Origin of the sequence: Janthinobacterium salmonicoloratum, assembly GCF_051380845.1 — a bacterium.
Taxonomy (GTDB): domain Bacteria; phylum Pseudomonadota; class Gammaproteobacteria; order Burkholderiales; family Burkholderiaceae_D; genus Janthinobacterium; species Janthinobacterium lividum_F.
The window spans coordinates 2,559,678-2,586,200 of the sequence record NZ_JBNYXV010000001.1 but is presented as its reverse complement, the minus strand read 5'-3'; the positions used below and the strand labels follow the sequence as shown (position 1 = coordinate 2,586,200).

Here is a 26,523-nt window from a genome sequence, read left to right as displayed (position 1 = left end):
GGATGTGCGCTTATTCCGGCGCCCGTATATGTTCCACCAGTCCCATGCTGCGGCGTCCCGGCGCCGGTGTCAGCCAGCTGACCAGCACGGCGGCTGCCAGGCCGGCCGGCACGCCGAAGATGCCGGCGGAGATGGGCGCGATATGCATCCATTGACCGCTGGCATTGCCGCCCAACATGGTGCTCGTATGCAGCATGTAATACAGGCACACGCCAAAGCCCGTCAGCATACCGGCCAGCGCGCCCTGGTAGTTGGCGCGTTTCCAGAAGACCCCCAGCACCAGCGGCGGGAACAGGGTCGAGGCGGCCAGGGAAAACGCTACGCCCACCAGCGACAGGATGTCGGCCGGTTTTTGCGAGGCTGCATAGGCGGCGATGAAGGCCACGGCCAGCAGCAGCAATTTTGAAATCGTCACGCGCTTTTGCGTCGAGGCGGTGGGGTCGACCACCTTGTAATAGATGTCGTGCGACAGGGCGTTGGAGATGGCCAGCAGCAAGCCGTCGGCCGTCGACAGGGCGGCGGCCAGGCCGCCGGCCGCCACCAGGCCGGAAATCACATAGGGCAGGCCGGCGATCTCGGGCGTGGCCAGCACCAGCACGTCGGCGTCGATGGAAATTTCCGCCAGTTGCACGATGCCGTCGCGGTTGACGTCGACGATGCTGATCAGGGGACTGAGCTTGTCCACATTGGCCCAGTACGACACCCAGGTGGGCAGGTTCGTGTATTGCGTGCCCACGAGAGCGGAGTAAATATCGTACTTGACCAACACGGCCAGCGCAGGAATCGTGAGATAGATCAACAAGATGAAGAACAGGGTCCAGAACACGGAGACGCGCGTTTCGTGCACGGAGGGCGTGGTGTACGATCGCATGAGGATATGCGGCAAGGCGGCCGTGCCCAGCATCATGCAAAACACGAGGGCCAGGAAATTGTTGCGCTTGATGTCGGACTGCTCCCGGTTGGCGGCGGGGAATGGCTGCGCGTGTGGAATGATCGGCTCTGCGCGTTTCTGATTCTGTGCGTGCGCGGCTTGCCACAGCACGCGTGCCTCGTCGGGACTCTTCGGATACGCGATCAGGTAGCGTTCCGCGTTGCGGATATCGAATAGCGAGGCATTGCGCTGGCGCAAACTATCGAGCTGGCGCTGGGCCGCCAGATGGCCTTGTTCCCAGGACGCGGGCAAGCCGGCTATGCGCGCCTGGTAGCTTTGCGCGCGCTGGCGGAAAATGGCGCGCACCTCGTTTTCTTTCGGGTCCGTTTCCAGCACGTGTTCGCGCGCGCTCAGTTGCGGCAGCACCTTGCCGTAGGCGATCTGCGGCACGGGATTGTCCGCATGCTTGACCGACAGCCATATGGCGGGGATCAGAAAAGCGACGAGGATGATGATGTACTGGGCCACCTGCGTCCAGGTGATGGCGCGCATGCCGCCAAGAAAGGAGCAGACGAGGATGCTGGCCAGGCCCAGGAAGATGCCGACGGAAAAATCCACGCCCGTGAAGCGCGAGGCGATCAGGCCGACGGCGTAAATCTGCGCCACGACATACGTAAACGACACGATGATGGTGGCGGCCACGGCCACCACGCGCACGCTGGCGCCTCGTTTGTCGGTGCCGCTGCCGTAGCGGGCGGCGAGGAAATCGGGAATCGTGTACTGGCTGAACTTGCGCAGGTAGGGGGCGATCAGGAGTGCGACCAGGCAATAGCCGCCCGTCCAGCCCATGATGAAGGCCAGGCCGTCGAAGCCGTTCAGGTACAGGCCGCCGGCCAGGCTGATGAAGCTGGCCGCCGAAATCCAGTCGGCGGCCGTGGCCATGCCGTTGAACATGGCCGGTACCCGGCGTCCCGCCACATAGTATTCGGTGACGTTCGAGGTGCGGCTGATGACGCCGATGGTGGCGTACAGCGTGATGGTGACGAGCATGAACAGGTAGCCGATCCACGCGCGCGGCATGCCTTCCTGTTCCAGCACGGACAGGGCCAGCAGGAAGGCGGCAAAACCGGCGGTAAATAGCAGGTAGTAGCGGCATAGGCGTGCAAAAAAGCTGGGCTGGCCGCTCATGCGTGCTCCTCGGCATGAAAAGCCTGGTCGAGGCGCCGCATGCGCCAGGCATAGAAGGCGATGATGGCCAGGTACACCAGCGAGGCGCCCTGGGCCGCCATATAAAAGGGCAGCGGCCAGCCGAACAGGTTCAGATGCAACAGCTCGCGCGCATAAAACACGGTCAGGAAGCCCGTCAGCAGCCAGATCAGCAACAGGATGGCCGTCAGGCGCCGCGTCTTGTGCCAGTGTACATCGAGGCGCGCCTGCAGTTCGGGGCTGGGCGTGCGCGCCGGCCGCGCCAGGGGAACGGGTGGGCTGGGCTTATCCATACGTGATGTCGTCCTCTTCTGGCGCGTCCGGCAACAGCAGGGCGATGCTCAGGCGCAGCAGGGTGCCCGGCAGCTTCGGCGAGTGCGCGCGCGGATTGTTAAAAATATCGACTTCGGCGCCATGCTGCTGGGCAATCTCGCGCACGATGGCCAGGCCCAGGCCGCTACCGTCGACATTGCTGCCGAGAATGCGGTAAAAGCGTTCGAACACGTGCGCCCGTTCAGCCTGCGGTATGCCGGGGCCCGTGTCTTCCACTTCCAGGATGGCCAGCTCCAGGGTGCTGCGCACGCGCACCGTGACGCTGCCGCCCGACGGCGTGTAGCGCAGGGCATTGTCGATCAGGTTGCTCAGCAGTTCACGCAGCATCATGGCATTGCCGGAAATCATGATCGCATAGGCGGGCTGTTCGAAGCCCAGGTCGATATGCTGGGCGAACGAAGCTTGCACCCAGTCCTGCACCACGCCGCGCGCCATTTCGCTCAGCTCGATCGGCTCGAACGCCGTGCCCGCCTGCGGCTGGTTTTCCGCGCGTGCCAGGGCCAGCAGCTGGTTGACCAGGCGCGTGGCCGCTTCCGAACTTTTTGCCAGTTGCAGCAGCGAGCGGTGAATCTCGTCGTGGTCAGTCTGGCGCAGGGCCAGTTCGGATTGCATGCGCATGCCGGCCAGCGGCGTTTTCATCTGGTGCGCGGCATCGGCGATGAAGCGTTTCTGCATGTCGATCGACAGAGACAGCCGCGCCAGCATCTCGTTGAGCGAACCGACCAGCGGCGTGATTTCCTCGGGCACTTGGCCCGATTCGATGGGGCTCAAATCGTCGGGCGGCCGGGCGCGTATGCGCTCCTGCAATTGCGCCAGCGGCGACAGGCCGCGTGCCAGGGCAAACCAGACCAGGGCCAGGATCACGGGCAGGATGATGAACTGCGGCAAAATCACGCCCTTGATGATTTCATTGGCCAGCTGGGCGCGTTTTTCCAGCGTCTCGGCCACTTGCACCAGCGCGCGGTGCGGCTCATCGTCGTTGCTTGAAGGAATGTCGAGATAGCTGAACGCCACGCGCACGGGCGTGCCGTGGATGGTGTCGTTGCGAAACAGCACCATGCCGCTGCGGTATTTGTCAGGGTCTTGCGGCGACGGCAAATCGCGGTCGCCGTCGAGGTACTCGCCGCGCGGGCCTACCACCAGGTAATACAGGGTGTCGATATCGTCACCGCGCAGAAAATCGCGGCCCTTGCCGTTCTTTTCCGGCGCGCGGCGCAGCATGGCGCCGTCGGCTTGCTTGACCTGCTGCGTGAGCACCGTCACGCTGTCTTCCAGCGCATGGTCGAAGGGCTGATTGGCGATGCCCTTGGCCACCAGATAGGTGATGGCAATGCTCATTGGCCACAGCAGCAGCAAGGGCGCCAGCATCCAGTCGAGGATTTCGCCGAACAGCGAGTGCTCGATGGTGTCATCCTGTTCCGTGGTGGGCGGCTCGAACCAGTCGTCGTCGTCCGCCTCGTCCGCTGGCGCCTCGCGCGCCTTCACTTGCTGGCGGGTCCGCTGGGCGGGCTTGCCGACTCGCCCGCTTCGGCGTTCAGGCGCGCCGCTTCCGAGTATTTTTCCAGGCAATAGCCGAGGCCGCGCACGGTGGCGATACGCACGCCGCCCACTTCGATCTTCTTGCGCAAGCGGTGGACATACACTTCGATGGCGTTGTTCGACACTTCTTCGCCCCATTCGCACAGGTGGTCGACCAGCTGCTCTTTCGAGACGAGGCGGCCGGTGCGGCCCAGCAAGATTTCCAGCAAGCCCAGTTCGCGCGCCGACAAGTCGAGCATCTGGTCGTTGATGTAGGCGCTGCGCCCCACCTGGTCGTAGCTGAGGGGGCCATGCTTGATGACGGTGGCGCCGCCGCCGGCGCCGCGGCGCGTCAGGGCGCGCACTCTTGCCTCCAGTTCCGACAGGGCGAACGGCTTGGCCATATAATCATCGGCACCGAGGTCGAGGCCATTCACGCGTTGTTCGATGGAATCGGCGGCCGTCAGGATCAGTACCGGCAGCAGCGAGGCGCGCGCGCGCAGGCGACGCAGCACTTCCAGGCCGGACATCTTGGGCAGGCCCAGGTCGAGGATCAGCAAGTCGAATTCTTGGGTGGACAGGGCCGTATCGGCCTCTTGACCAGTCTTGACGTAGTCGATCGCATAACCGGACTGGCGCAGCGAGCGGGTCAGGCCATCGGCCAGCACGCTGTCATCTTCGGCAAGTAAAATACGCATGGTGCACTTCCTATGCTTGCGGCGTTAGAAGTTTGTATTGTGTTTCATTTTCCGCAAGGTAGCGAGTTTTTGTGAAAAACCAGGCTTGTATTGATCTGTTTCAAAACAAATCCACGTTCCGCTTGCATTGATCACTGTTTTTTTATACAGTACTGTCTGTGTAAAGAATTTAACCCACTGGCGCTATCGCAGGCTGCAGGATTCACGTGAATCCGCAACTGTAGAACGGCTGAAAGAACATATGGACGATAAAAAAGCTGTAGTACCCGCATCGGAAAAAGCCAAGGCGCTCGCCGCCGCACTGGCGCAGATCGAGAAGCAGTTTGGCAAAGGTTCGGTCATGCGCATGGATGCCAGCGCAGCGATCGAAGAAGTGCAAGTCGTGTCGACCGGTTCGCTCGGCCTCGATATCGCGCTGGGCGTGGGCGGCTTGCCGCGCGGCCGCGTGGTGGAAATTTACGGTCCGGAATCGTCGGGTAAAACCACCCTGACCCTGCAAACCATCGCTGAAATGCAAAAATTGGGCGGCACTTGCGCCTTTATCGATGCCGAGCACGCGCTGGACGTCGGTTACGCGCAAAAGCTGGGTGTGAACCTGCATGAATTGCTGATCTCGCAACCGGACACGGGCGAGCAGGCGCTGGAAATCTGCGACGCCCTCGTGCGTTCGGGCAGCGTCGACCTCGTCGTCATCGACTCCGTGGCCGCGCTGACGCCACGCGCCGAGATCGAAGGCGACATGGGCGACTCCCTGCCAGGCTTGCAAGCACGCCTGATGTCGCAAGCCCTGCGCAAGCTGACCGGTTCCATCAACCGCACCAATACCCTGGTCATCTTCATCAACCAGATCCGCATGAAGATCGGCGTGATGTTCGGCAGCCCGGAAACGACCACCGGCGGCAATGCGCTGAAATTCTACGCTTCCGTGCGCCTGGATATCCGCCGCACCGGCTCGATCAAGTCCGGCGATGAAGTGATCGGCAACGAAACCAAGGTCAAGGTCGTCAAGAACAAGATCGCGCCACCGTTCAAGGAAGCGCACTTCGACATCCTGTACGGCGCCGGCACCTCGCGCGAAGGCGAAATCCTGGACCTGGGCTCGGATGCCAAGATCGTGGAAAAATCCGGTTCGTGGTACAGCTACAACGGCGAACGCATCGGCCAGGGCAAGGACAACGCCCGCGCCTTCCTGCAAGAGCGTCCGGCACTGGCCCGCGAAATCGAAAACAAGGTCCGCGCTTCGCTGGGCGTGCGCGAACTGCCGCCGCTGGCTGCTGAAAAGCCGGAAAAAGCGGATAAAGCCGCCGACAAGGCTGCCAAGGCTGCGGAAGCCAAGGCTGCCGAGTAAGCTGCCGTCAGCCATCATTCGCGTTTGCGGATGGTGTCTGGCAAGGTGTCACCACGATCGCCGTCCCGCGCTGTTGCGCCGGGCGGCGATTGTGTTTGGGTGCTTTGATCGTACATGAAAGACAAGGTGGGGGTATGGCCGCAGTACAACTAAGCCTGAAGGGCAGGGCGCTACGTTTTTTGTCGATGCGCGAACACAGCCGCATGGAATTGCGGCGCAAGCTGCAGCGGCATGCGCAGGAGGGCGATGACGTGGAAGCCTTGCTCGACAGCCTGGAAAAGGCCAACTGGCTGTCGCAGGAACGTTTTTCCGAGTCGCTGATCCACCGCCGCTCGGCCCGCTTCGGCAATAGCCGCATCATGGCGGAATTGCAAAGCCACGGTATTGGTGGCGAGGCGCTGCAGGAGCTCAAGGCCGGCCTGGCCGAAGGCGAGACTGCGCGCGCCTGCGAAGTGTGGCGCCGCAAATTTGGCGAGGTGGCGCAGGATGCCGAGCAGCGCAACAAGCAGATGCGCTTCCTGATGCAGCGCGGTTTTTCCCAACGCGCCGTGCAAGTGGCCTTGAAGGGGCTGGATCCCGACGAGGAATAAGACCGGCGCCCCGCCGTGCCGCCAGAACTGCGCTTTCAAACGCCGTCTGTTTCCAGGATGGTGACGCCGCGCGATCGGGTATGCTGGCGCTCGAACGCTGTGCGATGCGCGCAGCACCACTGATCGTGACAGGATGCAAGATGAGCAACTGGAATGCCGGCTATATGGCCGAAATCGCCTATACCTATGGCTATTACGAAGAATTGAATCCTTTGCGTCTGCGGCTGCCCCTGCTGGCCGCCGGCCTGGCCTTGCCTGCCAGTGGCACGGCTTGCGAGCTGGGCTTTGGCCAGGGTATCAGCGCCAACATCCATGCGGCAGCGTCCGCCACGCGCTGGCATGGCAATGATTTCAATCCATCCCAGGCTGCATTTGCGCAGGAGCTGGCCAGCGCGGCCGGCGCCGGCGCGCAGTTCACGGATGAGTCGTTTGCGCAGTTTTGCCGCCGCGACGACTTGCCCGATTTCGACTTTATCTGCCTGCACGGGATATGGAGCTGGGTCTCGGCGGAAAATCGCGCGCTGATCGTCGACTTCCTGCGGCGCAAGCTGAAAGTCGGCGGTGTCGTCTTCATCAGCTACAACACTCAGCCAGGTTGGGCCGCAATGATGCCGATGCGCGACCTGATGGCCGAACATAGCCGCGTCATGAGTGCCCCGGGCCAGGGCGTGCTGGCCAGAGTCGAGGGCGCCATCGATTTCGTCGACAGGATGATCGCCGCGCAACCGCGCTACCTGGAGGCCAACCCGCTCCTGGCGGACCGCATCGAAAAGCTCAAGGCGATGGATGGACATTATCTTGCCCATGAGTATTTCAATGCTGACTGGCAGCCGATGGCTTTTTCCAGCGTCGCGGCCATGCTGGGTGAAGCCAAGCTCGAGTTTGCCGCGTCCGCCACCTATACCGCTCTGGTCGACATGCTGAACCTGACGGCCGAGCACCAGCAATTCCTGGCCGAGATACCCGATCCCATCTTCCGCGAGACGACGCGCTCCTTCCTCGTTAACGAGCAGTTCCGCAAGGATTACTGGGTCAAGGGGGCGCGCAGGCTGACACCGTTCGCCCAGGCCAGTGCCTTGCGGGCCGTGCGCGTGATGCTGGCCGTGCCGCGCGACGAGGTGGTGTTGAGCGTGCATGGCGTGCTGGGCGATGCCGATATGGATGAGCGCGTGTATGCGCCCGTGCTCGATGCCATGGCCGACCATCGCGTGTATACGATAGGCGAGCTGGAGCAGCAACTGGCGGGCAGCGAAGCCAACCTGGCCGCCTTGCTGCAGATCATGCTGGTGCTGGTCAGCAAGGGCAGCGTGCTGGCCGTCCAGGACGAGGCCGACATCGCCGTGGCGCGGCCGCAGACGGCGCGCCTGAATGTTTACTTGCTGGAACAGGCGCTGGAAAGAACCGATTTGACCATCCTCGCCAGTCCCCTGACGGGCAGCGGCGTGGCTGTATCGCATTTACAACAGCTATTCCTGTGGGCGAAACTGCAAGGTTGTTCAACGCCGCAAGACTTGGTGCGCGCGACATGGCCGGTGTTGCTGCGCCTGAACCAGCTGCTGACGCGGGATGAGCAACCGTTGTTGACGGAAGAGGAAAACCTGTCCGAGCTGCTGGCGCACGCGCAGTATTTTTCTGCACGTAGCTTGCCCATTTTACGCGTACTGGGCGTGACTGACTGAGGCGCGGCGCCGGCCAGGTTGCCGGTGCCCGCATACCTGCTTCCAGGTTATGCGCATTGTGAATATTTGTCATTCATTTTGCGATTTTCATTGATAATTTACGGCGGGCGGCCAGACCAATAAAAAATTATGTTGCGGCGCAACTAGCGCCCTATGTGCTACACTTTTAGGGTTTTTGCGGCGCCGCAGGTGCGGTTGCTGTTCGTAGAAGCTGCGAACAGAGTGCTTTAGGCACATGGCTGCTTACTAAATTATGGCCGCGCAAGCGGCATCGGTCTTATGCCCCTGTCAACTCCCGTATCCCGGCGCGCCCTACGGCACTCCCGCGTTATCGACGTCCAAGCGTATGTGCGCGACGACGGCCTGTGGGATATTGACGCCCATATCACCGATATCAAAAGCTATGACGCGACCCTGGCCTCCGGCCCCCGTCCCGCCGGCTCCCCTCTGCATGACCTCCACCTGCGCATTACCGTCGATCGCGAACTGAACATTGTCGAGGCCGAAGCTGCCTCCGATGCCGTGCCCTATCCCGGTTTTTGCGATACCATCGGCCCCGCTTACAGGGCGCTGATCGGTTTGAATTTATTGAAGAATTTCCGTCGCGACTTGAAACAGCGCCTGGCGGGAATCGCTGGCTGTACCCATTTGACCGAACTGGCGCAAGTCTTGCCGACTGCGACGGTTCAGGCATTTGCCGGCGATGTCTGGTCGACCCGTGACGGTGAGAATGCTGACTTGTCGCATGAAAAGCCGTTTCAACTCGACAAATGCCACGCCCTGCGCACGGATGGCGGGGCAGTTGCACAGTATTACCCGCGCTGGGTAGCCAAGGCGTGACCCCGGCGCTTTCCTGTTTTTTTTGCACCACTAACCGTATTTTTATACATCAGTATCAGAAGGGAAGCCAGCATGAAAATCCATGAGTATCAAGCCAAAGAAATCCTCCGGCAGCACGGAGTGACGGTACCACGCGGTATTCCGTGCATGTCCGTTGAAGAAGCCGTCAAGGCTGCGGAAACCCTGGGCGGCCCGGTATGGGTCGTCAAGGCACAGATCCACGCAGGTGGCCGCGGCAAGGGCGGCGGCGTCAAAGTGGCGAAATCGATGGAACAGGTCAAGGAATACGCTGACCAGATCATGGGCATGCAGCTGATCACGCATCAGACCAGCGCCGAAGGCCAGAAAGTCAACCGCCTGCTGGTGGAAGAAGGCGCCGACATCAAACAAGAACTGTACGTTTCGCTGGTCACCGACCGCGTCACCCAGAAAATCGTCCTGATGGCGTCGTCCGAAGGCGGCATGGACATCGAAGAAGTGGCCGAGAGCCACCCAGAGAAGATCCACCACGTCACCATCGATCCAGGCGTTGGCCTGACCGATGCCCAGGCAGACGACATCGCTGCCAAAATCGGCGTGCCTGCCGGTTCCATCGCTGACGCCCGCGTCAACCTGCAAGGCCTGTACAAAGCGTACTGGGAAACCGACTGCTCGCTGGCCGAGATCAATCCGCTGATCGTCACCGGTAGCGGCAAAGTCATTGCCTTGGACGCCAAGTTCAATTTTGACCCGAACGCCCTGTTCCGTCATCCGGAAATCGTCGCCCTGCGCGATCTGGACGAAGAAGATCCAGCTGAAATCGAAGCGTCGAAATTCGACCTGGCCTACATCTCGCTCGACGGCAATATCGGTTGCCTGGTAAACGGCGCCGGCCTGGCCATGGCTACCATGGACACCATCAAGCTGTTCGGCGGCGAGCCAGCCAACTTCCTGGACGTCGGCGGCGGTGCCACGGCAGAAAAAGTGACCGAAGCGTTCAAGATCATGCTGAAAAATCCAGGCCTGAAAGCCATCCTGGTGAACATTTTCGGCGGCATCATGCGTTGTGACGTGATCGCCGAAGGCGTTATCGCCGCGGTGAAAGCCGTTTCGCTGAACGTGCCACTGGTCGTGCGCATGAAGGGCACCAACGAAGACCTGGGCAAAAAGATGCTGGCCGATTCCGGTCTGCCTATCATCGCAGCCGACACCATGGAAGATGCAGCCAAGAGCGTCGTTGCCGCTGCTGCCGGTCAAGCTTAATTAAGGAATCAACATGTCCATTCTGATCAATAAAGATACCAAAGTCGTTACCCAAGGGATCACCGGCAAGACCGGCCAGTTCCACACCCGCGGTTGCCGCGACTACGCGAACGGCAAAGCTGCCTTCGTGGCAGGCGTGAACCCGAAAAAAGCCGGCGAAGACTTCGAAGGCATTCCTATTTTCGCTAACGTCACCGAAGCGAAAAAAGAAACCGGCGCCAACGTTTCCGTCATCTACGTGCCGCCAGCAGGCGCGGCAGCGGCGATCTGGGAAGCTGTCGAAGCTGAAATGGATCTGGCCATTTGCATCACCGAAGGCATTCCTGTACGTGACATGATGGCCTTGAAAGATCGCATGGCTAAAGCCAACAGCAAAACCTTGCTGCTGGGCCCTAACTGCCCAGGCTTGATCACGCCAGATGAAATCAAGATCGGCATCATGCCAGGTCACATCCATAAAAAAGGCCGCATCGGCGTGGTGTCGCGTTCGGGTACCCTGACCTATGAAGCAGTGGGTCAATTGACCGCACTGGGCCTGGGCCAATCGTCGGCAGTCGGCATCGGCGGCGACCCGATCAACGGTCTGAAGCACATCGACATCATGAAGATGTTCAATGATGATCCAGATACCGACGCGGTCATCATGATCGGCGAAATCGGTGGTCCGGACGAAGCCAACGCGGCTTATTGGATCAAAGACAACATGAAAAAACCGGTCGTTGGCTTCATCGCTGGCGTGACCGCTCCTCCAGGCAAGCGCATGGGCCACGCCGGCGCGCTGATCTCGGGCGGTGCCGATACGGCACAAGCCAAGCTGGAAATCATGGAAGCTTGCGGCATTACCGTGACCAAAAATCCGTCGGAAATGGCGCGTCTGCTGAAAGCCATGCTGTAATTTCAGCCTGGTCACCGCAGTACAAAAAAGGAGCTTCGGTTCCTTTTTTTTTGTCCGCAAGACAGGCCGATTCCCGGCCCGGGGCGACGCTGCTGGTCCGAACCCGCCCAAATGTGTCGCTTTTCTTTCCGTGCGTACTGCCGCTGCCCGGGCGCGCCGCTGGCATGGCGCTTGCACCGTACCTGGCGTGAGCAACGCACCATGGGAGGATACGATGCGCGCGCAAAGCGGATTTACCCTGATAGAACTGATGATCGTGGTGGCCATCGCCGGCATCCTGGCGGCCGTGGCCATTCCCCAGTATGGCGACTATACGATGCGGGCCAAGGTCAGCAACGTGCTGGCGGCGGCCGCCCCGTTGAAAACAGCCGTGGCCCTGTGCGTGCAGGAAAACGGTGGGCTGGCTACCGCCTGCAGCACCCCCACCCAGGCCGTGCCCAGCGCCATCCCCGTGTTTAGCCCGACGCGCGAGGTGGCCAGCGCCAAGGTCGACAAGGGCAATATCGAGCTGACCCTGGCGGGCGACATGGGCAGCGGCATGGGCGGTCAGACGGTGAGCATGGAGCTGCAGGTCGGCCCCAGCAGCTTGAGTTGGTTTAACAGCACCAGCGTGACGAATGCGGCGGCCAAGGAAGCCATTACCAGGAACAATATTCCGAAGGTGGTGGCGACGCAGTGAGCGGCGCCTTCCGCGCCAGTGTCAGACGATTTTTTGCCGGTCCGCGATCAGCGCTTCATAGGTGAGGTTTTGCAGCAGGGTGTAGTGGGTCGGTTCCAGGTCGATGAATTGCACACCATATGTATAGATTTCCGCCACCTCGGCGGCGTGGCCATTCGACGGCTTGCCCACGCTGACATTCTGGATGCGCGCGCGCGTATTGACGCGCATCTGATGCTTGTTCGGCTGCACCAGCAGGGTAAAGCTGAGCGTCACGCCTTCGTCGTCCGGCGTGAGCATGCTGGGCGCCTCGATCAGCGCGCCCGAGACGCTGAGGTTGACGATAAACACGGGCACGGCCGCCACGTCGCGGTAGCTGAGCTGCGCCGGAATGTCCACTTTTACGCGCATGGCCGTGCGCAGGCTGGTGCCCTGGATGGCGTCGGGAAAGCTCAGGTGGACATAATTGAGCGGGCGACCGAAGATGCGCAGGACGCTGCAGGAAAACGAACACACGGTAACGCCGGAAAACACGCGGATGGTCAGCTTGTCACCTTCGTTGAGCACGATGGACGCGCCGTTTTCCATCGGGATCTTGACGATCAGGTACTCATCTTTCACATAGCCGATTACGGTCGAGAAATGCTGGATGGGTTTGATGGTGCGGTGCGTGATGAACTGGATGCGTCCCCCCACCTGCAGATGCATGGCCTCGAATTCGAAGTCCTGGAGCTTGCTTTCCGCGGCGGGCTTGTTGCTTGTCATGCGATGCTCATCTGGATATTGTCGACTCGCAGTATGCATGATTTCTTGATGAAAAAGCATTTATATCAATGAATTTCATATTGGCATCGAAAAATGTTATGTACGCATGCTGGTAGACGGTTCTGGCAATTTACAATTGCATCAATATTGACGAATGTAAATCTTATGCCGCGTAGCTACTTCTGGACCATGTTGTTCCTGATCCTGCATCAAATCGACGCTGCCTACTGGAAAGAGTGGGAGATGTTTCATTTTCCGGGCGGCGTGCAGGGTTTCCTGGTGTTTAACCTGGCGGCGATTGCCCTGGTGCTGGCCGGTTACCGGCACGTGCTACTGGCAAGCCCGCAGGCGACCCTGTATGCGGGCGTCTGCGCGGCGCTGGGCGTGGGAACTTGTCTGATCCACGCCGGCTTTGCGCTGGCTGGGTTGGAACAATTCCACTTGCCCCTGTCGATGGCCATCATCGGGCTATGCCTGGCGTGTGCCGTGTGGCTGCTGCGCGACTTGCGCCGCGCCAAGCTTCATCTTGCGCGCAAGGCAGCATAGTTACACCTGCGCGTGCCAGTCGCCCGACTTGCCGCCATGTTTTTCCAGAACGCGCACGTTGGTCATGAGCATGCCCCGGTCGACGGCCTTGCACATGTCGTAGATCGTCAACAAGCCGATTTGCACGGCAGTGAGCGCTTCCATTTCCACGCCCGTCTTGCCCGTGGTATCGACCTGGGCCTTGCAGTGAATTCTTAGCGGTGTCCTTCGCTAGTTGGACAAAATTTGTCCAGTTTCCTGTGCAAATCAGTTGGCCGCAATACTAAAGCTTCGCCGCCAACTCTCTCGTACCAAATTAGCTCTAATAAATAGATTTAAGCTGTTGGGAACTCAGGCAGAGGTCCTTATACAATCAGCGGTGAAGTACCAACGTTTGCCTCAATGGAAAATGTTGCAAAAAAGTATCCATTTTGGTTAAATGCCAACAAAAAAAACTCTCTGTAGCTCCACAATGTGATAATGTTGATAGATTGCTACTTTGAAATAAATTTAATAATTTCTCTTCGTTAAAAAATTATATATACGGACCGTCCATGGATTATTTATACGAAAATTTAGGTGATGAGCGTTTTCAGGAATTTTGTAGCGCATTAATTAGTAAGGAATTTCCGAATATTCAGGTTTTTCCAGTTGGGCAACCGGACGGTGGAAGAGATACCATCGTTTATGGAATGGATAGTACAACAAAAAAATTTAAAGTATTTCAGGTTAAATTTGTAAGGAACGCCAATGAAGAACGTGATTTACACAAGTGGTTGGAAACGGTTGTGTCGAAGGAGGCTAAAAAGATTAATGCGTTGGTCGAACGAGGTGCTACTCAGTACTACATATTGACCAATGTCAGAGGCACTGCGCACCTCGATTCTGGTTCAAAAGACAAGATAAATTCAATCTTGGAATCTAGTATAAATGTGCCTTCAATCTGTTGGTGGCGTGATGACCTTAATTCTCTTTTTGAGAAAGATCCGTTATTCAAATGGTCCTTTCCTCAAATATTAAACGGGCAAGATATATTAAATAGCGCCCTATTTGAAAATATAACCGAGAACAAGCAACGAAAAGAGAATGTTGTTAGGGCCTATCTTGCTGATCAATTTGAAATGGACAGCGAAGTAAAATTTAAACAGATTGATCTCCAAAATAAATTAACCTATTTATATACTGATGTGCCTTTAAAGCGTAAAAAAATAAGTAAAAAGGATAAAAAACTTAGGAAAGTCCTAGGGGATGTTTTTAGGACGCATGTTGATGCTGAGACTGAGTACGGGCACAGTGACGATACAACTACGTTAGGCGCTGCAGAGTTCCTGTTGCATCCTTCGGTACAAAGGAATGTGAATAAAGTTCTATTGGAAGGTGGACCTGGACAAGGGAAGTCAACTATCTCGCAGTTCGTGTGTCACGTACATCGAGCAAAGCTATTAAAGAAAGAAGACGAATTAAAAGATATTGGAAAACATTTTGTCGATGCGCCTGTACGCTTCCCTATAAAAATCGACCTGAGACACATTGCGTCTTGGATCGAAAATGTAAATCCATACTCTTCTTCTATATCGGATGACTATTTTAGTAGTAACTGGAAGAAATCTCTTGAGTCTTTCTTGATGATGCATATTCTGTATCATTCAAGCATAGAAGAATTCACTGTTTCCGATTTTATCTCGATTTTAAAGCTTACTCCACTGTTAATCGTTTTCGATGGATTTGATGAGATTGCCAATATAAAATCTAGAAGGGAAGTAATTGACTTCATAGACAAAGGAATACATCGACTTTCGTTTAATGCTGAATCTATACAAGTTATAGTTACAAGTAGACCAGCAGCCTTCTCTGATACGGTTGTTTTTTCAGTTGATAGTTATCCTCATTTTGAATTGGTTGATGTCACGCAAGAAGTTATTAAAGAATATGTGGAAAAATGGATTAAAGCTGGACGCATGAATTCCCGTGATGCAGCTGATATTCGGGAGCAAACTAGCGAAAAATTACAATTGCCGCATTTACGCGAGCTCGCTAAAAGCCCTATGCAACTGGCGATATTTTTGACCCTCTTGAAGACTAAAGGTCAGTCGCTACCAAACAAAAGAACTGCACTTTATGATAGTTATATAAATCTCTTCTTTGATCGTGAGTCAGAAAAAAGCTCTCTGGTACGTGATAAGCGAGAACTAATTATTGATATCCATCAGTACTTGGCTTGGATATTACATTCTGAGGCCGAACAATATAAGCATAACGGCACGATAAAGTTCGATGATTTGAAGTCACGTGTCAAAAGCTATTTAGAGTCAGAGGGGCATAATGTCTCAATTGCTGATGAGCTATTCGATGCAATGAGTGAGCGCGTTTGTGCATTGGTATCTCGTGTGCAAGGAACTTTTGAGTTTGAGGTTCAACCACTCAGGGAATATTTCTGTGCAAAGTATTTATATACAACTGCTCAAAACTCCACTGCCGGTGAACAAAAGGCTGGCACAAAGCCGGACAGATTTCACGCACTTTTAAGAAATTTTTATTGGCAAAATGTCGTTCGTTTTTTCGCCGGATGCGCAGATGCGGGTGAACTTGATATGATTATTCAAGAGCTTAGGGATTTGCAGGACGACGACTCACTGAAATACACGCATTATGCGAGAACCATTACCGCTCAAATCCTATCCGACTATGTCTTCACTCAAAAACCTAAGAAACTTGTTAATGTTGTTCAGTTGATTGTGGATGGTATAAATATTGGATCTATATTGAACCAAGGATCGCATGTGAGCCGGAGCGAACATATTCTTTTGCCAGAAGCGTGTGGTCGTAATATAGTGGTGGAAGAGTGTTATAAACAGCTTTCGAAATTTCCTAAGCACGATTATGCCTGGGAGTTAGTTAGTATAATAACAAATAATCCATATAACAATGCAGATATTTGGATGAGCTATCTTCAGAATTATTCTGATGATAATAGCCTGACTGAGTGGTTTAGTATGGCTTATAGGCTTGAGTTAGTGCATAGATTAGATGATTCCCTCATAGATAATCTACTTAGTGTTGAAAAAGAAGAGCATTTGTTAAAGAGAGTTTTGGTTGCAATAAATGGAAAAGGAGCAAGTTATTTCAATAAAAATATTGAACTTAAGAATTTCGCGTTAAAAAATATTCTTTCTAGAGATATAGAAACGATACCGCGTGATTCTAATAATAAGGGCTCTGCGTTGAGTTTTCTGGCTACCTTCACTCACCCCTATTTACTTCGAACCATATTCCGTAATGGCGATGAAGATGTATTATGTGAACAATATGTTTCAAGAATGCTAGAAATGAGTAGGGGCGCATATGATATAAAAGTTTTTGATGTGGAGGACGAGGTCGATGGTAAAGTTGGAAAATATTTAGAATTAATCTCATTTGCGCTGGAATCGAGTTTGTATCAATATCGTACTAGTTTGGCTCCTTGGGATTGCCTTGTGGAAAGCGGAAGGGCTGTTTTCGGAGAAGAGTGGTGTTTTTATGTTTTAGCAGTAATAGCTTCCAGGATAAAAGGTAGAAATGATGATGTATCTGCTTTGGATAATCTCGATGATAACAAGGTCTCTTTATGCGGCCGAGCTAGGTATGCTCGACTGAAGTCTGGTAATGTTAAGTACTGGGAGGAACGCTTCTCGCAAAAGGGAGAAAAAACGTTTGTATTGCTTTTATTCATAAATTGGGCAACGCCTCGCGTGATACTGGAGCTTTATCCCCTTGTTTCTTCGGTTGTTAAAAAGATGAAAAAACCTGATCTGGAGCGAGTTGAGAAAGCACTGGATACTACATCCGATAGTTTTCTTTCCGGTGCAAATCAAAAAATTATTGAGTCTGCTATTCTGCAATATGCTGATTCAGATAGAATGAAATACTTGATTAGTTATAGATATCCTCTAGAAATGAGGGCCGATTTCATTCTCAAATTCATAGATATATCCACCATAAAAAATAAACAAAAATTGCCTATTAAGCTTTACTCTTTAATTGGAAAGATATGGCAAGGTACCATCAGTGAATCTGTTATTCTGCAGATACGAGATATATATAAGCAGTCTTCTGCTGATAGCGAAAGGTATTATTATCCCACACAGGGAAAAAAAGAATTTCCGTTAAAGCTTGCGCAAGAGGTCATGAGAAATTGCAAAGACTATCCGCGTGCGGTTGTTGTTTTGGCTGAGCGAACATGTCGTGGACATGCTATTTCTAAAATGGAACCTATTGGCGCAATAGCAAAGAGAGAAAACTGGTTTGAAAACTAGTATGTTTTTGGTGATTAATGGCATTATCTATAATGCCAGACATTTTTAATCGTATGTTCCTTTGGATTAAGCATCGGGGGTAGTATTCCCGATGTCATCTAATTTTCATTCTTGATCATTTTCTTCCGCCAATTCCAAAAATCATCAAGCTTTTTAATGTGGTAAATCAATTTGCAAGCTTGACGGCCCAAGAAAATATGATTAGAAATCAACCACTTAAGAAGATGCGCTCCAATCGCCCGACTTGCCGCCATGCTTTTCCAGCACGCGCACATTCGTCATGACCATGCCCCGGTCGACGGCCTTGCACATGTCGTAGATGGTCAGCAAACCGATTTGCACGGAAGTGAGCGCTTCCATTTCCACGCCCGTCTTGCCCGTCGTGTCGACCTGGGCGCGGCAGTGCACGCTGTTGGCCGCTTCATCCACTTCAAAATCGACGGTGACGCGCGTGAGGGCCAGCGGGTGACACAGGGGAATCAGGTCGCTGGTGCGCTTGGCGCCCATGATGGCGGCGATGCGGGCGATGCCCAGCACGTCGCCTTTCTTGGCGTTGCCGGAAATAATCAAGGCCAGGGTGGCGGGTTGCATGCGGATGGTGCCGGCGGCCACGGCGCTGCGGCGCGTGTCTTCCTTGCTGCCCACGTCCACCATATGGGCCTGGCCCGTGGCGTCGAAATGGGTCAGTTCCCCGGCGGGGCCTTGCTTGTCTGCTGTTGTCATGGTGTCAAAATAGGTGAGGAAATCGGGGGCGCGGCACGCCGGGCTACTACGCCATGCCACCGGCATGACGCGTGGGAATAGGCGTCGCTAACAAGGTATGATAGCACCCGTGAATTCAAAAACTACCCTTCCGATCGTCCTTGAAAACGCCGGTGCGGCATGGCTGCGCGGCGCCAGGCGCGCGTCAGTGCTGGCCGCCCTGTGCTGCGCGGCGCCAGGTGCGCTGGCGCAAACCTATACGTCCGCGCCAGCGGCGCCAGCCGCCAGCGTGGCAGCCAAGCCGGCCGGCAGCTGGACGCCGCTGGCCGTGCCGCCGGCGCCGAATCTGCCGAACCTGGGCGATACCTCGCGCGATGACCTGTCGCCGGCGATGGAGCGCAAGATCGGCGAGGAAATCATGCGCGGCATCCGCGGCGACCGCGATTACCTCGACGACGCGCCCTTGCTCGAATACCTGAATACCTTCGGCAACTCCCTCGTGGCGGCGCGCCCCAGCGTGCGCGGCGAAACGAATTACGACTATTTCTTCTTTGCCGTGCGCGATCCCCAGTTGAATGCGTTTGCCTTGCCTGGTGGCTTCATCGGCGTGCACTCGGCTTTGGTGCTGGCGGCGCAAACGGAGGCGGAACTGGCTTCCGTGCTGTCGCATGAGATCGGCCACGTGGCGCAGCGCCATATCGCGCGCATGCTGGGCCAGCAGCGCCAGGATGCCCTGATGCCGCTGGCCGCCATGCTGCTGGCGGCGCTCGCTTCGCGCGCGGGCGGCGACGTGGCCATGGGCGTGTTTGCCGCCGGCCAGGGCCTGGCCATCCAGCGCCAGCTCAATTTCGGCCGCGACGCCGAACGGGAGGCGGACCGCATCGGTTTTCAGATCATGGGCGAGGCCGGTTTCGACACCACCGGCATGGTGGCCTTCTTCGGCCGCATGCAGGCGGCCAGCCGTTCGTACAGCGACCTGATGCCCGCCTACCTGCAGACCCACCCGCTGACGACGGAACGCATCGCCGACATCCAGGCGCGCATCCGCGAGCAGCCGTACAAACAGCGTGCGGACAGCCTGAGTTTCCACCTGGCCCGGGCCCGCGCCCGCGTGCTGCAGGATGAAAGCGTGCAAGGCCTGTTGAATGCCAAGGCTGTCTTCAAGACGCAGCTGGAACAGCAAAGCCGTTTCCAGGTGACGGCCGCCCACTATGGCTTGTCCTTTGTCGCCGTCAAGCAGGGCAAGCCAGCCGAGGCGCAAAAGGAACTCGATGCGGCCAATGCTGCCCTGCACCAGCCGGCCGGGCCGAATGTGTTTACCTCGGGCGGCACGCAGGCCCCCAATTCCCTGCTGGCGGCGATGGGGCTGGAAGTGCTGTTGATGCCGGCGCAGAAGAAGGAAGTGGCGCAACAGGCTTTGAAGGCGGCCGATGCGGCGCGCCAGCAGTTTCCCCTCTCGCGCGGCATCGCCCACCAGTATGCGGAAGCGCTGATGGCTGCCGGCAAGCTGGAGCAATCGACCTTGTACCTGCGCGAACAGGTACAGCTCTACAAGGAAGAGCCGGAACTGTACGATTTATTGGCGAAAGCCTATGCGGACCAGGGCAAGATGACCTTGCAGCACATGGCGCTGGCCGAATCCTACGTGCTGCAGGGCGCCACCATGGCCGCGCTGGACCAGCTGACGATCGCCCGCAAATCGACGGACGCGACTTTTTACGACCAGGCCGTGATCGATGCGCGCGAGCGGGAATTGCAGGAAAAGCGCCGCGAACAGATCAAGGACCAGAAGGGCTAACTCCTATCCGGCTTGCGGCGCGGATTGGAAACCGAAGGTCTGCGGCACGGCATCGTAGCGCAGCGGCTGCACGGCAATCTCTGTGCCGTCATGCAATAGGGTCAGCTTGCCCCGGCGTTCTTCCAGCCACGCCAGCAGGGCTTCGTCGCTGGCCTGCTGGCCATCGACGCGCAGCGACGCCAGCACGTGCGCCATGTCGCGGTCATCGACTTGCGCCACGATGTCGCCCTGGCGCAGGATCAGCGCACCGTTGTCGCACAGGTAAGCCTGCCCGATTTGCGCCAGCGGCGTACCCGTCTGCAAGACAAAACCGTGCTGCGGATCGCTGCGGGCGATATACGGCGTCGCTTCCAGATTCACGTACACGCGCTGCGGGCCATTCTGGAAAAACCAGCAACCGCGTTCGTCCTGGCCGTAATTGCGGTTGATAAAGTTCAACAGGGCCGCGTGGGCGATCTTGTCGCCGGGCAGTTGTTGCTGCTGCGCATGCTGGTCGCGCATGCGCCAGTGGCCGCGCGCGTCCAGGCCCAGCCAGCCGTAGCAGTGGGGCACGTTCGGCCATTTGGCCAGCGCCTGTTTGACGAGTTCATCCATGTGTAGCGTTTTCCGTGTGAGTGCGCGCGTCGCCAGCGTGACAGGTTTGCGCTGCCGATGGCGCCGTGTTGCCGCCTTCAAAAAAATGGATCAGCCGTTGCGGCAGCCAACGTGTGCTTCCCGGCAACTTGCCTGCGGCAAAGCCGACGTGGCCGCCTTGGCGCGGATACTCGAGCGTGACCTTGGGCGCGGCGCTGCGCGGCAAGAAGCGCCCGGGCAGGAAGGGATCATTTTGCGCATTCAGTACCAGGGTCGGCACGGTGATGTCCGAGATGACGTGCTTGGCGCTGGCGCGGTGCCAGTAATCGTCGGCGTCGCGGTAGCCGTGCAGGGGCGCCGTGACGACATTGTCGAAGGCGTGCAAGTCGCGCGCGGCCAGCATGGCCTCGCGCGCAAACAGGCCGGGAAACTGTTCCAGCTTGGCCAGACATTTCGGTTTGAGCGTGTTCAGGAACATGCGCGTGTAGAGCCGGTTGGCGCCGGACGACAGGGCCTTGCCCCCTTGCGCCAGATCCAGCGGGGCCGATACGGCCGCCGCCGCATCGATGAAATCGGCCTGGTGCTGCGACTGGCCTAGCCAGCACAGCAGGGCGTTCCCGCCCAGCGAGACGCCGGCCGCGTAAAACTTCCCCGTGGCGCGCGGGCGCAGGCGCTGCACGATCCAGTCCACTTCCTGCGCATCGCCCGAATGGTAAAAGCGGGGCGCCAGGTTTGTTTCGCCCGAGCAGCCGCGAAAATGCGGCACGGCGCCCGACCAGCCGCGCGCGGCCACCTCGGCCATCAGGGCGCGCGCGTAATGGCTGTTCGACGACCCTTCCAGGCCGTGGAACAGCACCACGAAGGGCTGGCCCGGCTGGCCGTCGACCAGGTCGACATCGACGAAGTCGCCATCGGGCGCTTGCCAGCGTTCGCGGCGGAAGGCCACGGAAGGCTTGGCGAGGCACACGGCTGGATAAATCGTCTGCGCGTGGCCGCCAGGCAGCCAGAGCGGGGCGGTATAGGGGGCGTTGTAGATAAGAGGCAAAGACATCAGTGCAGGATCTGCGTCCCCGCGTCGTCTGCCGGCGCGCCACCCGGCGCCATGGACGCGTGGTGCAGCACGATGCGCCAGCCGCGCGGCGTTTTCACGTACACATTCGTGGCCAGCAGATGCGCCGGGCCGTTTTCTTCCTGGGTGACACCTTCGATTACCGTGTGCACGGAACTCATCAGGTTGTGCGTTTCATGCAGCTGTGCCGGCACGATATGCAGGCCACCACCCGCCAGAATGGTTTCCCATGAGGCGCGGATGGCGGCATGGCCGATCAGGCGCGCGCCGCCCGGGTGGATGCAGACGATCTCTTCATCGTCGGCCCATAGCGCCATCAGCGCTTCGAGGTCGGCGCGGTGCAAGGCATCGTAGAACGCCGCTTCGACTTCGGCGGCGCTGCCATTGAGTTCTTTCAGACGTTTCATGACGACTCCGGCTTGAGCGGTATATATGTCACTCAGAGGTGCAAATGAAAACGGCGCGCTGGGGGCGCGCCGCTGGGCAGTTTAATGATGGCCGGCGCTGGCGCCTTCCTTCAGGGTGTAGGCCGTGCCGCAGTAGGGGCACTTGGCGATACCGTCCTTGTTGAATTCCAGGAACACGCGCGGATGCGACGACCACAGCGGCATGGCCGGGTTAGGGCAGTGGGCTGGCAAGTCTTTACTGTCGAGTTCGACCGCTGGCTGGGTGGTTTTTGTCATCTTGTCATGCTCCGTGAGGCTGTATGGAAGGAAGTCGGCTGCTGCCAAAAGCACGATTTTAACGGATTCAGGCAGACAGCAAAAATCATGGCTAAAATGGCGCCTTGATCATCTTCGGCTGCGGCGCGGGTTTTTGCGGAAATATGGCAGCTGCAGCGCCACACTGACTGGATTTGCCTTGCCGGTATTACCGTTGCGCCCATGCGCCCCGCGCACCATTGTTGTGCAGTTACCACAGTGCGCCTGCCGGAGCGTCGCGTGAACGCCGTCCCGGCCGCCAGCGATGATGCCGTGCTGAAAGATGCCTGGCGCGCTGGCCTGAACCTGGGGGCGCCCACCCTGCTGGGCATCGCCGCCTGGGGCATGGTGGTGGGCGTGGCCATGGTGAAAAGCGGCCTGACGGTGGCGCAGGCGGGAGCCATGACACTGTTCGTCTTTGCCGGCTCGGCCCAGCTCGCGTCCTTGCCCCTGCTGGCCGCGCACGCGCCCGTGTGGGTGATCTTCGCCACGGCCCTCGTCGTCAATTTGCGTTTTGTTATCTTTTCCGTGCTGCTGGCACCCCATTTCGCCCATCTGCCGTGGCGCCAGCGCTTTGCGCTCGGCTATGTGGCGGGCGACATCACCGTGGGCCTGTTCCTGCAGCGCTACCCCCATGAAACCCCGGACCCGGCCAAGCTGCCTTTCCTGAAAGGCTTGATTTATCCCAATTGGCTGGCCTGGCAAATCGGTTCCTTCATCGGCATCGTGCTGGGCGCCGTCGTGCCGGCCGAATGGGGACTGGGTTTTGCCGGGACCCTGGCCATCCTGTGCGTGACGGTGCCGCTGATTCTCAGCCGCGCGGCCCTGTGCGGCGTGCTGGTGGCGGGCACGGTGGCCGTGCTGGCCTTCAGCCTGCCGTATAAACTGGGCTTGCTGGTGGCCGTGCTGGTGGGCATGGTCAGCGCCATGGCCGTGGAAGAGTTGACAGAAAAATGGACAAAACGCCATGTTTGACGGCATAGACTGGGGCAGGGCCGACGTGTGGATCGCCATCGCCGTGCTGGTGGTGGCGACAGCCGCCACGCGCAGCACCTTTTGGCTGATCGGCCACCACATCACCATTCCGCGCCGCGTGGGCGAGATGCTGCGCTATGCGCCGGCCTGCGCGCTGGCGGCCATCATCGCGCCCGACATGCTGATGGAAGGGCAGCAAGTGCACTTCGAATTATCGAATTTGAAACTCTTGTCGGGTATTGCCGCCACGCTCTTTTTTGTGATCCGCCGCAATATGCTGCAAACCATTGTGTTTGGCATGCTGGTTTTCACGGGCTTGCGGCTGTTGCATGTTTTTCAGTAAAGCAGGACAAATCGGGGATTTGGTCTGGTCATTGCGGTAAAATAGCGCACTTCCTTCCACTCGTCATCTGGATCGCCATGTCAGCTGTTCTCAACTTCATCCGTCTGCAAGATTTGATCGCCCAAAATGCACTGCAAGGCAAGCGCGTGTTTATCCGCGCCGACCTGAACGTCCCGCAAGATGACAGTGGCAAGATCACCGAAGATACGCGCATCCGCGCCTCGGTGCCGGCCATCCGCGCCGCGCTGGACGCTGGCGCTGCCGTCATGGTGACGTCGCACCTGGGCCGTCCGACGGAAGGCGAGTTCAAGCCTGCCGACAGCCTGGCGCCCGTGGCCGCCCGCTTGTCCGAGCTGCTGGGCCAAGAAGTTGCACTGAAACAAAATTGGGTCGATGGCGCCGGCCTGGAAAACCTGGCCGCCGGCCAGGTCGTCCTGCTGGAAAACGTACGCGTGAACAAGGGCGAAAAGAAAAACAGCGATGAGCTGGCGCAAAAAATGGCCAAGCTGTGCGATATCTACGTCAATGACGCGTTCGGCACGGCCCACCGCGCCGAGGCATCCACGCACGGCATCGCCAAGTTCGCCCCCGTCGCCTGCGCCGGCCCACTGCTGGCCGCCGAACTCGATGCACTGGGGAAAGCTTTGCACGCCCCAGCCCGCCCGCTGCTGGCCATTGTTGCTGGTTCGAAAGTATCGAGCAAGCTGACCATCCTGAAAGCGCTGTCCGACAAGGTCGATAACCTGATCGTCGGCGGCGGCATCGCCAACACCTTCATGAAAGCCGTCGGCTTGAATGTCGGCAAGTCGCTGGTGGAAGCGGAACTCGTCGAAGAAGCCAAAGCCATCATCGAGATCATGGCCAAGCGCGGCGCGCAAGTGCCGATTCCCGTCGATGTCGTGTGCGCCAAGGAGTTTTCGCCTACGGCCGCCGCCACTGTCAAGGACGTGGCCGACGTGGCGGACGACGACATGATCCTCGATATCGGCCCGAAAACGGCGGCCCTGCTGGCGCAGCAAATCGCCGCCGCCGGCACCATCGTGTGGAACGGCCCCGTTGGCGTGTTCGAATTCGACCAGTTCGGCAACGGCACCAAGACCCTGGCCTTGGCCATTGCCGAGTCGAAAGCATTTTCCATCGCTGGCGGTGGCGACACCCTGGCGGCGATTGCAAAATACGACATTACCGATAAAATCAGCTATATCTCGACGGGCGGCGGCGCTTTCCTGGAGTTCCTGGAAGGCAAGACTTTGCCCGCAGTGGAAATTCTCATGCAACGTGCTGGCTGATACAGCCTGACTGTAGTGCCACCAAGCGCAGCCTGACCGCTGCGCTTTTACCTTGCCGGATGCAGCATCGAGCCGGCCTTGCTCACCTTCGCTCGCGCACAAGGACTCCTATGCCACGCGGTACAAAAATCGTAGCAACAATTGGCCCCGCCTCCACTGACTTCGATATCCTGGTGAAGATGATACGTGCGGGCGTCGATGTGGTGCGTTTGAATTTTTCCCACGGCAAGGCGCAAGACCATATCGACCGCGCGGCGCTGGTGCGCCTGGCGGCGGCCGAGTGCGGCCGCGAAGTGGCCATCATGGCCGACATGCAGGGCCCGAAGATTCGCGTCGGCAAGTTTGAAAACACGCGCATCGAGCTTGAAGCGGGCGCGCGCTTCATCCTCGACGCCAAGTGGGGAGAAAACGGCGAACTGGGCAACCAGGAGCGGGTCGGCCTCGATTACAAGGCCCTGCCGCGCGACCTGCACAAGGGCGACGTGCTGTTGCTGAACGACGGCCTCATCGTGCTGATCGTCGAGCGCATCCACGGCAGCGAAATTCACACCACCGTCAAGATCGGTGGCGAGTTGTCGAACAACAAAGGCATCAACCGCCAGGGCGGCGGCCTGTCCGCGCCGGCGCTGACAGCCAAGGATATGGAAGATATCAAGACGGCCATGAGTTTCCAGGCCGACTATCTGGCTATTTCCTTCCCGAAATGCGCGACCGACATGGAAATGGCGCGCCAGCTGGCCAATATCGCCGGCGAACCGTACCACCACAAGCCGATGATGATCGCCAAGATCGAGCGCGCGGAAGCCATTCCTGCCCTGCAGGAAATCCTCGACGCGTCCGACGGCATCATGGTGGCCCGTGGCGATCTGGCGGTCGAAGTGGGCAATGCGGCCGTGCCGGCCTTGCAAAAGCGCATGATCAAGATGGCGCGCGCGTCGAATAAACTGGCCATTACTGCCACGCAGATGATGGAATCGATGATCGTCAACGCCGTGCCGACCCGCGCCGAAGTATCCGACGTGGCCAATGCCGTGCTCGATGGCACGGATGCCGTCATGACCTCGGCCGAAACGGCCTCGGGCAAATACCCGATCGAGACGGTGGAAATGATGGCCGCCATCTGCGTCGAAGCGGAACTGTCCGAATACAACAAGCTCGATGCCGATTTCCTCAACGTCACCTTTACCCGCATCGACCAGTCGATCGCGTATGGCGCGCTGTTTACGGCCCACCATTTGCGCGTGAAAGCCATCGTGGCGCTGACGGAATCCGGTTCCACCGCCTTGTGGATGAGCCGCCACAGTATCGACACGCCGATATACGCGCTCACGCCCAGTGTGACCACTTTGCGCAAAGCCGCGCTGTACCGCAATGTTCGGGCGTATCATCTGATGCAGAACGCCCCCAGTGCGCAAGTGCTGAAGCAGGCAGAAGAGCTGCTGGTGGCGCAGGGCATCGTCAGAAAGGGTGACATGATCGTCGTCACCTGGGGCGAGCCGATGGGCCAGGTGGGCGGCACGAATGCCCTGAAAATCGTCAAAGTAGGCGAATTCGACTAAACGTAAGAATTCAGGCGCCGGCGCGGTAATCGACCGCGAAGCGCCGCAACGGTT

The 26,523-nt window shown here is 57.9% G+C and carries 24 protein-coding genes and 1 pseudogene; 14 read left to right on the top strand and 11 right to left on the bottom strand.

What is annotated here, in order from left to right:
• Positions 1-10: 10 nt before the first annotated feature.
• Genes ACQ4WY_RS11955 through ACQ4WY_RS11940 form a run of 4 tightly spaced genes read right to left on the bottom strand, consistent with a single transcriptional unit; the run spans position 11 to position 4,626 of the window.
• Complete coding sequence (locus ACQ4WY_RS11955) at positions 11-2,059, bottom strand: sodium:solute symporter family protein (protein ID WP_436504164.1); 2,049 nt, start codon at positions 2,057-2,059, stop codon at positions 11-13.
• On the bottom strand, positions 2,056-2,370 hold the full coding sequence (locus ACQ4WY_RS11950) for a DUF4212 domain-containing protein (RefSeq protein WP_436504163.1): 315 nt from the start codon (positions 2,368-2,370) through the stop codon (positions 2,056-2,058). The genes ACQ4WY_RS11955 and ACQ4WY_RS11950 overlap by 4 nt, the downstream gene beginning before the upstream one ends.
• On the bottom strand, positions 2,363-3,895 hold the full coding sequence (locus ACQ4WY_RS11945) for a sensor histidine kinase (protein WP_436504162.1): 1,533 nt from the start codon (positions 3,893-3,895) through the stop codon (positions 2,363-2,365). Before ACQ4WY_RS11945 ends, ACQ4WY_RS11950 begins: the two co-directional genes overlap by 8 nt.
• Positions 3,892-4,626, bottom strand: coding sequence for a response regulator (locus ACQ4WY_RS11940; protein ID WP_436504160.1), 735 nt, complete (start codon positions 4,624-4,626; stop codon positions 3,892-3,894). The genes ACQ4WY_RS11945 and ACQ4WY_RS11940 overlap by 4 nt, the downstream gene beginning before the upstream one ends.
• Before the next feature lie 241 nt (positions 4,627-4,867).
• Here ACQ4WY_RS11940 and recA point away from each other — a divergent pair, with 241 nt between their 5' ends.
• The 7 genes from recA to ACQ4WY_RS11905 all read left to right on the top strand — a co-directional run bounded on the left by recA (position 4,868) and on the right by ACQ4WY_RS11905 (position 11,899).
• The gene (gene recA, locus ACQ4WY_RS11935; RefSeq protein WP_152250761.1) at positions 4,868-5,974 is read left to right on the top strand and encodes a recombinase RecA; all 1,107 of its coding nucleotides are present in this window, start codon (positions 4,868-4,870) and stop codon (positions 5,972-5,974) included.
• A 134-nt stretch (positions 5,975-6,108) separates the two neighbouring features.
• A complete protein-coding gene (gene recX, locus ACQ4WY_RS11930; RefSeq protein WP_436504159.1) occupies positions 6,109-6,564 on the top strand; it encodes a recombination regulator RecX in 456 nt (151 codons plus the stop codon).
• 140 nt (positions 6,565-6,704) lie between these two features.
• Positions 6,705-8,243 carry a methyltransferase regulatory domain-containing protein gene (locus ACQ4WY_RS11925; protein WP_436504158.1) on the top strand — a complete coding sequence of 513 codons (1,539 nt, stop codon included), beginning with the start codon at positions 6,705-6,707 and terminating at the stop codon, positions 8,241-8,243.
• A gap of 279 nt (positions 8,244-8,522) precedes the next feature.
• Positions 8,523-9,083: a DUF2889 domain-containing protein gene (locus tag ACQ4WY_RS11920; RefSeq protein ID WP_152250764.1), complete on the top strand. Its 561-nt coding sequence runs from the start codon at positions 8,523-8,525 to the stop codon at positions 9,081-9,083.
• Positions 9,084-9,155: 72 nt separating this feature from the next.
• Positions 9,156-10,325, top strand: a complete 1,170-nt coding sequence (sucC, locus tag ACQ4WY_RS11915; RefSeq protein ID WP_131685687.1) for an ADP-forming succinate--CoA ligase subunit beta — start codon at positions 9,156-9,158, stop codon at positions 10,323-10,325.
• A 13-nt stretch (positions 10,326-10,338) separates the two neighbouring features.
• A complete protein-coding gene (sucD, locus tag ACQ4WY_RS11910; RefSeq protein WP_034746085.1) occupies positions 10,339-11,220 on the top strand; it encodes a succinate--CoA ligase subunit alpha in 882 nt (293 codons plus the stop codon).
• A gap of 214 nt (positions 11,221-11,434) precedes the next feature.
• Entirely contained in the window at positions 11,435-11,899 is a 465-nt protein-coding gene (locus ACQ4WY_RS11905; RefSeq protein WP_436504157.1) for a pilin, read from the top strand.
• A 21-nt stretch (positions 11,900-11,920) separates the two neighbouring features.
• On the opposite strand, the gene ACQ4WY_RS11900 is transcribed toward ACQ4WY_RS11905, so the two are convergent.
• Positions 11,921-12,643: a flagellar brake protein gene (locus ACQ4WY_RS11900; protein ID WP_436504156.1), complete on the bottom strand. Its 723-nt coding sequence runs from the start codon at positions 12,641-12,643 to the stop codon at positions 11,921-11,923.
• Between the two features lie 165 nt (positions 12,644-12,808).
• On the opposite strand from ACQ4WY_RS11900, the gene ACQ4WY_RS11895 reads away from it, so the two are divergent.
• Complete coding sequence (locus tag ACQ4WY_RS11895) at positions 12,809-13,189, top strand: DUF6713 family protein (protein WP_436504155.1); 381 nt, start codon at positions 12,809-12,811, stop codon at positions 13,187-13,189.
• Here ACQ4WY_RS11895 and ACQ4WY_RS11890 read toward each other — a convergent pair.
• A pseudogene (locus ACQ4WY_RS11890) lies at positions 13,190-13,381 on the bottom strand (cyclic pyranopterin monophosphate synthase MoaC); the annotation flags it as partial. It abuts the gene before it with no gap.
• Between the two features lie 341 nt (positions 13,382-13,722).
• Here ACQ4WY_RS11890 and ACQ4WY_RS11885 point away from each other — a divergent pair.
• A complete protein-coding gene (locus ACQ4WY_RS11885) occupies positions 13,723-17,460 on the top strand; it encodes an NACHT domain-containing protein (RefSeq protein WP_436504154.1) in 3,738 nt (1,245 codons plus the stop codon).
• A 216-nt stretch (positions 17,461-17,676) separates the two neighbouring features.
• Here ACQ4WY_RS11885 and moaC read toward each other — a convergent pair whose 3' ends face one another.
• Positions 17,677-18,183, bottom strand: a complete 507-nt coding sequence (gene moaC / locus ACQ4WY_RS11880) for a cyclic pyranopterin monophosphate synthase MoaC (RefSeq protein WP_436504153.1) — start codon at positions 18,181-18,183, stop codon at positions 17,677-17,679.
• Positions 18,184-18,370: 187 nt separating this feature from the next.
• Here moaC and ACQ4WY_RS11875 point away from each other — a divergent pair, with 187 nt between their 5' ends.
• Positions 18,371-19,960, top strand: coding sequence for a beta-barrel assembly-enhancing protease (locus ACQ4WY_RS11875; RefSeq protein WP_436504440.1), 1,590 nt, complete (start codon positions 18,371-18,373; stop codon positions 19,958-19,960).
• Positions 19,961-19,963: 3 nt separating this feature from the next.
• Here the strand turns inward: ACQ4WY_RS11875 and ACQ4WY_RS11870 are convergent, their stop codons facing one another.
• From ACQ4WY_RS11870 to ACQ4WY_RS11855, 4 genes are all read right to left on the bottom strand, one after another.
• The gene (locus ACQ4WY_RS11870; RefSeq protein WP_436504152.1) at positions 19,964-20,554 is read right to left on the bottom strand and encodes a DUF2946 family protein; all 591 of its coding nucleotides are present in this window, start codon (positions 20,552-20,554) and stop codon (positions 19,964-19,966) included.
• Positions 20,547-21,584, bottom strand: coding sequence for a YheT family hydrolase (locus tag ACQ4WY_RS11865; RefSeq protein ID WP_436504151.1), 1,038 nt, complete (start codon positions 21,582-21,584; stop codon positions 20,547-20,549). The genes ACQ4WY_RS11870 and ACQ4WY_RS11865 overlap by 8 nt, the downstream gene beginning before the upstream one ends.
• Positions 21,584-22,009, bottom strand: coding sequence for a YybH family protein (locus ACQ4WY_RS11860; protein WP_353659834.1), 426 nt, complete (start codon positions 22,007-22,009; stop codon positions 21,584-21,586). Before ACQ4WY_RS11860 ends, ACQ4WY_RS11865 begins: the two co-directional genes overlap by 1 nt.
• Positions 22,010-22,090: 81 nt before the next feature.
• Positions 22,091-22,285 carry a zinc-finger domain-containing protein gene (locus tag ACQ4WY_RS11855; RefSeq protein ID WP_034780619.1) on the bottom strand — a complete coding sequence of 65 codons (195 nt, stop codon included), beginning with the start codon at positions 22,283-22,285 and terminating at the stop codon, positions 22,091-22,093.
• 258 nt (positions 22,286-22,543) lie between these two features.
• Here ACQ4WY_RS11855 and ACQ4WY_RS11850 point away from each other — a divergent pair, with 258 nt between their 5' ends.
• The 4 genes from ACQ4WY_RS11850 (at position 22,544) to pyk (ending at position 26,469) form a co-directional block, all read left to right on the top strand.
• A complete protein-coding gene (locus ACQ4WY_RS11850) occupies positions 22,544-23,278 on the top strand; it encodes an AzlC family ABC transporter permease (protein WP_436504150.1) in 735 nt (244 codons plus the stop codon).
• On the top strand, positions 23,271-23,621 hold the full coding sequence (locus tag ACQ4WY_RS11845; RefSeq protein WP_099666364.1) for an AzlD domain-containing protein: 351 nt from the start codon (positions 23,271-23,273) through the stop codon (positions 23,619-23,621). The genes ACQ4WY_RS11850 and ACQ4WY_RS11845 overlap by 8 nt, the downstream gene beginning before the upstream one ends.
• Before the next feature lie 77 nt (positions 23,622-23,698).
• The gene (locus tag ACQ4WY_RS11840) at positions 23,699-24,910 is read left to right on the top strand and encodes a phosphoglycerate kinase (RefSeq protein ID WP_353659836.1); all 1,212 of its coding nucleotides are present in this window, start codon (positions 23,699-23,701) and stop codon (positions 24,908-24,910) included.
• 110 nt (positions 24,911-25,020) lie between these two features.
• Positions 25,021-26,469: a pyruvate kinase gene (pyk, locus tag ACQ4WY_RS11835; protein ID WP_436504149.1), complete on the top strand. Its 1,449-nt coding sequence runs from the start codon at positions 25,021-25,023 to the stop codon at positions 26,467-26,469.
• Positions 26,470-26,523 lie beyond the last annotated feature (54 nt).

Excerpts from the sequence above, each read along its gene's own strand:
- moaC (WP_436504153.1), bottom strand. The coding sequence starts at position 18,183 with ATGACAACAGCAGACAAGCAAGGCCCCGCCGGGGAACTGACCCATTTC.
- ACQ4WY_RS11940 (WP_436504160.1), bottom strand. The coding sequence starts at position 4,626 with ATGCGTATTTTACTTGCCGAAGATGACAGCGTGCTGGCCGATGGCCTG.
- ACQ4WY_RS11955 (WP_436504164.1), bottom strand. The coding sequence starts at position 2,059 with ATGAGCGGCCAGCCCAGCTTTTTTGCACGCCTATGCCGCTACTACCTG.
- ACQ4WY_RS11870 (WP_436504152.1), bottom strand. The coding sequence starts at position 20,554 with ATGGATGAACTCGTCAAACAGGCGCTGGCCAAATGGCCGAACGTGCCC.
- ACQ4WY_RS11905 (WP_436504157.1), top strand. The coding sequence starts at position 11,435 with ATGCGCGCGCAAAGCGGATTTACCCTGATAGAACTGATGATCGTGGTG.
- ACQ4WY_RS11925 (WP_436504158.1), top strand. The coding sequence starts at position 6,705 with ATGAGCAACTGGAATGCCGGCTATATGGCCGAAATCGCCTATACCTAT.
- sucC (WP_131685687.1), top strand. The coding sequence starts at position 9,156 with ATGAAAATCCATGAGTATCAAGCCAAAGAAATCCTCCGGCAGCACGGA.
- pyk (WP_436504149.1), top strand. The coding sequence starts at position 25,021 with ATGCCACGCGGTACAAAAATCGTAGCAACAATTGGCCCCGCCTCCACT.
- recX (WP_436504159.1), top strand. The coding sequence starts at position 6,109 with ATGGCCGCAGTACAACTAAGCCTGAAGGGCAGGGCGCTACGTTTTTTG.
- ACQ4WY_RS11845 (WP_099666364.1), top strand. The coding sequence starts at position 23,271 with ATGTTTGACGGCATAGACTGGGGCAGGGCCGACGTGTGGATCGCCATC.
- ACQ4WY_RS11885 (WP_436504154.1), top strand. The coding sequence starts at position 13,723 with ATGGATTATTTATACGAAAATTTAGGTGATGAGCGTTTTCAGGAATTT.
- recA (WP_152250761.1), top strand. The coding sequence starts at position 4,868 with ATGGACGATAAAAAAGCTGTAGTACCCGCATCGGAAAAAGCCAAGGCG.
- ACQ4WY_RS11900 (WP_436504156.1), bottom strand. The coding sequence starts at position 12,643 with ATGACAAGCAACAAGCCCGCCGCGGAAAGCAAGCTCCAGGACTTCGAA.
- ACQ4WY_RS11920 (WP_152250764.1), top strand. The coding sequence starts at position 8,523 with ATGCCCCTGTCAACTCCCGTATCCCGGCGCGCCCTACGGCACTCCCGC.
- ACQ4WY_RS11865 (WP_436504151.1), bottom strand. The coding sequence starts at position 21,584 with ATGTCTTTGCCTCTTATCTACAACGCCCCCTATACCGCCCCGCTCTGG.
- ACQ4WY_RS11840 (WP_353659836.1), top strand. The coding sequence starts at position 23,699 with ATGTCAGCTGTTCTCAACTTCATCCGTCTGCAAGATTTGATCGCCCAA.
- ACQ4WY_RS11860 (WP_353659834.1), bottom strand. The coding sequence starts at position 22,009 with ATGAAACGTCTGAAAGAACTCAATGGCAGCGCCGCCGAAGTCGAAGCG.
- ACQ4WY_RS11895 (WP_436504155.1), top strand. The coding sequence starts at position 12,809 with ATGCCGCGTAGCTACTTCTGGACCATGTTGTTCCTGATCCTGCATCAA.
- sucD (WP_034746085.1), top strand. The coding sequence starts at position 10,339 with ATGTCCATTCTGATCAATAAAGATACCAAAGTCGTTACCCAAGGGATC.
- ACQ4WY_RS11950 (WP_436504163.1), bottom strand. The coding sequence starts at position 2,370 with ATGGATAAGCCCAGCCCACCCGTTCCCCTGGCGCGGCCGGCGCGCACG.
- ACQ4WY_RS11855 (WP_034780619.1), bottom strand. The coding sequence starts at position 22,285 with ATGACAAAAACCACCCAGCCAGCGGTCGAACTCGACAGTAAAGACTTG.